8 protein-coding genes and 2 pseudogenes are annotated in these 7424 nt (G+C 39.7%); 7 read left to right on the forward strand and 3 right to left on the reverse strand.

All coding sequences use genetic code 11. The annotated features are described in order from the left end of the window. Window positions 1–29: 29 nt before the first annotated feature. The 3 genes and pseudogenes from MRT15_RS12595 to MRT15_RS08020 form a co-directional block, all read left to right on the forward strand. A pseudogene (locus tag MRT15_RS12595) lies at window positions 30–656 on the forward strand (nucleoside recognition domain-containing protein); the annotation flags it as partial. A gap of 162 nt (window positions 657–818) precedes the next feature. Continuing rightward, window positions 819–1220, forward strand: a pseudogene (locus tag MRT15_RS12600) (hypothetical protein); the annotation flags it as partial. Beyond that, the gene (locus tag MRT15_RS08020; RefSeq protein WP_304329559.1) at window positions 1221–2381 is read left to right on the forward strand and encodes an amidohydrolase; all 1161 of its coding nucleotides are present in this window, start codon (window positions 1221–1223) and stop codon (window positions 2379–2381) included. Between the two features lie 359 nt (window positions 2382–2740). Here MRT15_RS08020 and MRT15_RS08025 read toward each other — a convergent pair whose 3' ends face one another. After that, entirely contained in the window at window positions 2741–3286 is a 546-nt protein-coding gene (locus MRT15_RS08025) for a phospholipase D-like domain-containing protein (protein ID WP_304329560.1), read from the reverse strand. 446 nt (window positions 3287–3732) lie between these two features. Between MRT15_RS08025 and MRT15_RS08030 the strand changes: the two genes are divergently transcribed. After that, window positions 3733–4464: a hypothetical protein gene (locus MRT15_RS08030; RefSeq protein WP_304329561.1), complete on the forward strand. Its 732-nt coding sequence runs from the start codon at window positions 3733–3735 to the stop codon at window positions 4462–4464. A 366-nt stretch (window positions 4465–4830) separates the two neighbouring features. On the opposite strand, the gene MRT15_RS08035 is transcribed toward MRT15_RS08030, so the two are convergent. Further along, window positions 4831–5091, reverse strand: a complete 261-nt coding sequence (locus MRT15_RS08035; RefSeq protein ID WP_304329562.1) for a hypothetical protein — start codon at window positions 5089–5091, stop codon at window positions 4831–4833. Between the two features lie 167 nt (window positions 5092–5258). Between MRT15_RS08035 and MRT15_RS08040 the strand changes: the two genes are divergently transcribed. Together MRT15_RS08040 and MRT15_RS08045 are read left to right on the forward strand one after the other, a co-directional pair. Next, window positions 5259–5441 carry a hypothetical protein gene (locus MRT15_RS08040; RefSeq protein WP_304329563.1) on the forward strand — a complete coding sequence of 61 codons (183 nt, stop codon included), beginning with the start codon at window positions 5259–5261 and terminating at the stop codon, window positions 5439–5441. A gap of 588 nt (window positions 5442–6029) precedes the next feature. Beyond that, complete coding sequence (locus MRT15_RS08045; RefSeq protein WP_304329564.1) at window positions 6030–6323, forward strand: helix-turn-helix transcriptional regulator; 294 nt, start codon at window positions 6030–6032, stop codon at window positions 6321–6323. A 14-nt stretch (window positions 6324–6337) separates the two neighbouring features. On the opposite strand, the gene MRT15_RS08050 is transcribed toward MRT15_RS08045, so the two are convergent. Next, entirely contained in the window at window positions 6338–6859 is a 522-nt protein-coding gene (locus MRT15_RS08050) for a hypothetical protein (protein ID WP_304329565.1), read from the reverse strand. Window positions 6860–7082: 223 nt separating this feature from the next. Between MRT15_RS08050 and MRT15_RS08055 the strand changes: the two genes are divergently transcribed. Continuing rightward, the coding region (locus MRT15_RS08055) for a nucleotidyltransferase domain-containing protein (RefSeq protein WP_304329566.1) at window positions 7083–7424 on the forward strand (342 nt) is incomplete at its 3' end.

Raw genomic sequence — 7424 nt, forward strand, 5'->3', positions numbered from 1 at the left:
CAGTAGCTTATACGAATGGGGGTGAAGTTATGGAAGTGGGGAAAATTGAGGTGAAATGGTATGGTTACGTAGCCCTCATCTTGGCGCTGGTCCTCTTCTCAGGCGTGTTCTCAACAAGAACTGACTGGGTGAAAGTTTTCGATTTTTCGAATCTACTCGGTAGCTTTGGGAAAATACCTGGGGGTGATGGAAAATCCTACGATTTTCGCGGAACCGGTGGTGCTAGCGTACGAGACGGATTCGTATTTGCCATCCAACTGATACCAGTAGTGATGACTGCTTTGGGGTTGATAGCCGTGTTCGACTATTTCGGTGCCTTGCTTGCCGGACAGAGGCTTCTAACCCCACTCCTCAAGCCGCTGTTGGGAATCCCAGGGTACTGCAGCTTAGCCATGTTAGGTAGCTTTCAAAGCACCGATGCCGGCGCTGCCATGACTAAGCAACTATATGATGCTGGTTTAATTAACGATAAAGAGAGAGATATATTTGCCACTTTTCAATTCAGCGCCGACGGCACGATCACAAATTTTTTCTCGACTGGCGCACTAGCGTTTCCAGCATTAATTGCGGCAGGGGTATCTCCAGTAACGGTGTTAGCAGTGATATTTGCAATGAAATTCTTTGGAGCCAACATATTCAGACTTTATCTAAAGTTCAGAGGAGGCAAGTCAGAGGAGAGGAGGGAGCAGACACGGGTGCAAACACAAGCGTCTGTGCAAGCGGGGAAAGCCACGCTGTATACTGGGGAAATTAAGGGCACCAAGATATACGAAGCGTTCATTGACGGCATGAGAAGGGGATGGGATATAGGAGTAAAATACATATTGCCCAACGTTATGATGGCCTTCCTAATCATCTACATACTGGATATAACAGGAGTGCTTAACCTCATAGGTGTCGCACTTGGTCCCATAATGGGCCTCTGGGGTTTACCAGGGGCGGCTATAATGGTCTTAATAGCGTCCTTCATGAGCATGGGCGGTGGCATGGGGGTAGCGTTAAGCCTCTATAAGGCTGGTGTGCTGACAAACGCTCACATGGCCATACTCACGCCAGCTATACTTCTCATGGGTGCGTTAATACAGTACCAGGGAAGAGCGCTCACAGTAATAGGGACCCCACCTAAGTATTGGGGTCATATATTCGTGATAGCAATAGTTAACGCATTGGTAGCCATGGCCATTATGAGAATGATCCTGCTGTTCATGGGAGTGATGTAAATGGCTCGCGTCACCAAGCAACTTGTTGAAAGCGTTGTACAAGCCGTGGAAGCACATCGAGAGGCAATTCTGAAGACTTTTGAGGACTTGCACGCAATTCCGGAGCCGGGCTTTCAAGAACATAAGACTTCAACATATCTTAAGACCCGGCTGGAAGAAGCAGGAATTCCCGTTAAAGAGCTTACAGAGACAGGTTTTATAGCTGAATTGGCCGGATCAGAGCCAGGCCCCAGCATAGGGTTGAGAGCCGACATGGATGCACTCCCCTTCAAAAACGAGAAAGGAGAAACGTTTTACTCACATGGATGTGGACATGATGCTAACTCTACAATGGTGCTTTGGGCAATGTTAATTCTCAAAAAGCTGGGACTTGTTAAGCGCGGGAAGATACGTGCTATCTTCCAACCTGCAGAAGAAACGCTGTTCGGTGCTGAGAAAATGGCGAAAGCCGGAGCCGTTGAAGGTCTCGATGAACTCTACGGAGTCCATCTACGTCCAATTCAAGAGGCAAGACTCGGGCAGGCGACACCGGCACTTTGGCATGGAGGAGCAGCCACACTCGAAATCACTATACGCGGAAAACCCGCTCACGGAGCACGCCCACACCTGGGCGTGAACGCCATCGTTGGCGCAGCGCTTGCTGTACTGGCTGCCAACGCGATATGGTTGGATCCAACTCAACCGTGGTCAATTGCACCAACGATGATTTCAGGTGGGACAGCCCACAACATCATTCCAGATAAAGTAACTCTAGTTGTGAACCTGCGTGCTAAGACAAACAAGTTAATGGAAGAGCTCATAAGTAAGCTAAAAACTGCTTGCGAAGGCGCTACGGCAGCGATAGGCGCGACAGTAGAATTTAAACTCCTAGGCTCTGTTCCAGGAGCTGACTACGATAAAGGGTCCGTTGAGAACCTGGCAGAAGCTATTAAAGAAGTACTGGGACCAGAAGGTTTAATAGAATACCTCTACACCTCAGGAAGTGAGGATTTCCATGTGTACAAGCAAATGTATCCGCAGCTAAAGACCGCGTATCTGGGGGTAGGCGCCGACCTTACGCCAGGGTTACACAACCCAAACATTACGTTCAATAAAGAAGCGTTAATTATAGGAGTGAAGATCCTGACAATAGCGGTAGCTAGAAGATTACTTTCAGAGTGAAAACGGGACAAACTGCAAACCATTTTTTTACAATTCTTAACAACTCTTATAGAGAATTGTGAAGAAATGTTTGAATAATGGGTTAAAGTGAGTAAAAATGCCCATATTTAGAGAAGTATAAGCCTACTAATATGATACTTGCATCAATGAAGCCAGTGCCAATTAACATTAAAAAGGAACTAACAACCATAAGTGTAATTGATAATCTAGCTCCAAGCAACGAAAATGCAATACAAGAATTCAGAAAACTAGTCAAGCAATACTTAACAAATTAACTCCACCTTTTTCCAGTTTATCAATAACATTAAGAAATCTCAGTGACTGCAATCTTAAGGATCAAGCTCGATTGAGAGCTGGCATTATCCTATTATTTCTTCATACTTCTTTCTTCCAATTACGTTTTCGATTATTTCATCTGTTAGGGCTTCGCTTTCAAATCTTACCATGTAGTCTGGTGGGTAGTATTCTATTGGTAGGAGGCTTAGTATGTTTATGGAGCCTAAGTATATTACTTCATCATCTATTATTACTGCTTTGAAGTGTAAAGCCTCAATTTCCACAACCTTTATACCAGCCTCTGTAAGTGTCTTTATACATTCCTTATGCTCATCTGGGTCTCCAACCCACTTCTTAACTGCAGGCCTTGTAACCACGACAACTCTAACCCCTCTCTTCAAGGCATCAACTACACCCCTGGGTGTTGAGAGGAATAGTTTTACACGTGTAAGGTTTAGGAATGGTGAGAATACTACGATATGGCTCTTGCAACCCTCAATATCACTACATAGAGAAGCATCCAAACCAGCAGCATTAATAATCTTCGTTGACACCTTAAACATCTGCTTCCTCAACTTCCTAAGTATAAGGCCCTTCTTCAACCTCTCCTCCATGAACTTCCTAAACATTTCAATTCAACATAATTCCTTTCACTAGAAATTACTTAAAATTTTATGTTGGGAAAATGACTCAACATAATCATTTTATTTTATGTATATTTCAACAATCTCATATTTCTGTCTGAAGTCTTCTCATTATTGAACGTAATCGTTCATGTTTAATCTTTTCTCTAAGTGAATTTAAAATAGGTTCCATTCGTTTTTCATCAAAATTATGCATAATTTGAAGATGTTTTCTAACAGAATTTATAATGAGCCCAACAGGTGCCTCCCACTTTTTACCGCAAAAATGACATATCCACAAAACTTTATCTTCCGACATCACTTTACACTAACTCTTGTGGTTACTTTTAAATGTTAAGTATTTTTGTCAAGAAATTTCATGAGAAATTGGAGTGATGCTAAACGTAAGAGATTTATATTCATCATATTATTACGACTGATGGTGTTTTTCTTTGCATGGTTATACTGCCTTTGAAGAAAATAATGAAAGTAGATACTGGAAAGGTAGTGGGAAAATTGCTAAGTATATAGCTGACAGGATAGAGCAGCAACACCGCTTTTTCACGTCATTATTATATTCACTTGCATTAGCAATTTTATTTAGCAAGGTAATTGATGCAATGTTTCGACATGAAGCATATGATATTATGATGTACGAACTCGCAATGCTTACTGCAATACTTTTGCTTTTTCTTTTTCTATCAAATGTACTTTATCATATTGTACTAGGAGGATATTGTGCAAACACGACATTAGTTATGAGCATTGCTGAAGGTAAAAATTGGAAGGAATCATTGAAAAGTAGCGTTTTGAGTTTTTCAGCGGAGAAATATAAATTGAAGGCATTTAAGGAAATTTACTTTAAGAATCATGGTGTGAAACGTGAATACATTGTGTTCTTCTATGATTATAAGGGGGTAATACGACTTACCATTAAGACATTATCATTTAAATTAAATGACAGGATCATATTAACAATGTCTATAACTACCCGTCTTTTTGGGGTGCTCTCTTCCCTATTTGTAGAATGGTGGAAAAGTATTGGCAAACTATTAAAAAGGAAAGAAGAAGTAATAGGGGTAGACCCTTGGTATGAGGTCATGGAGGACTTTACATTATTCTTCGACGATTTATTTAAAGCGTTCGAGAAATTTGGTATTAAACTGAAAGAGACTATTCCTTAATCAACCTAATTCCGTTTTTGCCTTTAAAATTAAAAGGTGGAAGGAATATCTTCTTGAATATGTTCTAGTGCCACATTTTCATAAAAACAATCTCTTTAAGCCTAGTAAGTCGGCTACCTTACAATGACGCTAACCTTGCCTCCTTTAAGTTCCTCAAAGAATTTCTCCACAAGGTTCGTAATGGAGTTGTTCATGAAGGGAAGGCTCCGGGGAAAGAAATTGTTGAGAAGTGTTTGAATCTTGCTTCAAGAGTTGTCCAAAGGTATATTGGAACTTACTTTGGAGAGCTTCTTCCCAAGTTGTTTTGAAGATTTATAAGTCTTTGTAAAACTCTTCGTTCTCTATTTGCATAGTTACACGGTCACTTTATAGACTCTGTTTTCCTAGTTCTTTGACTTCGAAGCCGAGTTTTGTTAGGACTCTATATGCATCTCTGGCTGTGAATCCTATTCTTGGTAGCCCCGTTACTGCTGCAATTACTTGTTTGATGGGATATCGTTTACCCTTATATTCTATGTAGTATTTTCTAGCACCCTTAAGAGGTTCTGGTTCCAATTTTTCCAAAACTTCCTCGATTTTCTTCTCGGTAATATCGTAATCTTTACCTCCTATTCTGAAAATCACCATGCACATCACCATTTATCACTTAGTTGTAAACAATTCATAAATCTTCCCATCCTAAGAATTCCAATTTTGAAGATCTCAATTGGAAACTTACATGTGAGTTAGGTGGGCGATACAGGAATGCAATAAGAATATTACTTAGATGATGTTGAAAGAAGGTTAATGCTGAGATGGTATTGGTAGAGAAGGCTATAATTGAGCTTAAATCTTCATTTCATGGAGCTATTGCTTTATCGGATAAGCAAGAGGAGCTTATTCGAGAGCTTATTGCTAGTGGCTTTAAAATATACATTGTTTTAGCTCAATTCAAGCCATATTGGATTGTGGAATTCACGGTGTATAGAATGTCTTGATCCAGACACCGCATATTTAATGTAACTTATATTAAACAAGTGTTTCTTTGCATTACTTTTGAGAAGTCTTCCCAGGCTTAGCGTTGAGGTTTTGGAGTTTCAGCCTAGTGTGAGGGCTGCTGTGATGGATGCAAGGGTTCTCTACTCTCAAATGTGACAACCGTCTTATCCTCAGTTTCCAGTGTCATTCAGAAGTTTAAGATTGTCCCCAGCAACTTGCTCAATAATTATCAAATTTTCTCACAACCATCTGGAAGATAATCTCAAAGTACATTGGCATTTTCAAAATCGATTCCATCACAATAACGATAAGCACCACACCATCAATTGTAATAGTCCTCAAATCATAATATACAAGAAGAAACTCAGAAAAATGGGCGTATTGTTGTAATGAAATAGCTGTATGTTAAGATTAAATCAATTAAGGTAGCATTCGATGGTACATTCCCTTTGGTTTTATATTGTCTTTTTCCTAAGTTCCCTTTTATTGGTGAGGAGGGAAAAGTTTATTAATAGATAGATTTTTAATGTGGAATGCTGTATAGGGGTATGGGGAAAATTTTTCCTTATGGAAATGGGGTGGTTTTTATGGAGGAGGAGAAGTTGTATATTGTTACTCATCCTCTGAGGTTGAGGATTTTGAGGGTTTTGGAGAGGGAGGGGTCTCTTTATGTTAATCAGATTGTGGAGAGGTTGAAAGGTGAGGGGGTGGATGTGGATAGGAAGTTGGTGTCTTATCATTTATCGAGATTGTTGCAGTATGGGCTTGTTGAAGGTGAATTTAAGCTTATGAACCCCTCAAAGGGTTATGCTGTGGCTGTGAAGTATTTCCGTTTAACTGATGAAGCTAAGAGAATTTTGTCGCGAATTAGAAATATTTAAACTCCCAATTTTTCCTATATTTTAATTTTAAAGATCTTTTCTAGGAGGTTTTGTAGGATTGTTATGAATACTTTTTCTCCATATTTCCTTATGATATCTTCTATTTTTTCCATCCATTCATATGGTGTTGATCTCACCCAGATTTTTATTGGTTGCAGTTTGTAATTTGCGTCAACGTATATTAGGAATACTGCTTCTATACGTTTACCTTTAAATTCTATTTCTGCTTCCAGGTAGAGTATGGTATTAGTGGAAATATCCTTAACTTTCTTTATCTCAACTAATTCTCCCAGCAACTCTTCCTTTCCATACTTGTCTAATGTTACTTCTTTGTAGAGTTTTAAGTCGCTGAGCGTGATTCCTCCTACTCGGAGTATCAAGTTCATGATGACTTTCAGAATTCTATGTGGATCTTCTTCCCTCAATTTCTCCATATCTATGTATTTAGAGATTACCTCTAGTACGCTACTCGCAAGTTCCGCTGCAAGTTCGAGGGATTGCACGAAATTTTTAAGTTCTTCCGAGAAACTATGCACAATTATTTTTATTTGAGGTTAGTTGATGAATATAAGTTTTTGCCAAAAAGTATTGGCGTATGCCTATTCTCTTGGCATAGGGATTTCACAAACAAATCTTTTAAACAAACTATATGATTTAAGCCTTTGTAGATTAACTTTAAAGGGGGATGAGGGAGCAAATAATAAATTGAGCTGAAGTTAAGATATTTCTGTAAGCAAATTGGAGGAAGGGAGGATCATCTTGATTTTAATTGTTTTGGAGGCTGTTTTTGAAGGGTATTTTGGTGAGGGGGGTATGAGGTTAACGAAAAGGGAAAGGGAAGCTTTGGGGGAGTTTGTTGAAGCTTGTAAGGAAAAGCTTGGTGGGAATCTGGTTTCCATTGTTCTTTTCGGTTCGAGGGTTAAGGGTTATGCGAGGGAGGATAGCGATTATGATTTGTTGATAATTGCGAGGAATTTACCGGACATAAGGGAGAGATTTGATCTTTTGGGGAAGGAGGAGAGTGAGATTTGGGATAAGTATGGGATAAAGATTTCTTCTTTGCTTTTTGAAGAGGAGGAGATTTTCTCCCCAGTTAATCCT

It is taken from the genome of Candidatus Culexarchaeum yellowstonense, assembly GCF_024707025.1.
In the GTDB taxonomy this organism is placed as follows: Archaea; Thermoproteota; Methanomethylicia; order Culexarchaeales; family Culexarchaeaceae; genus Culexarchaeum.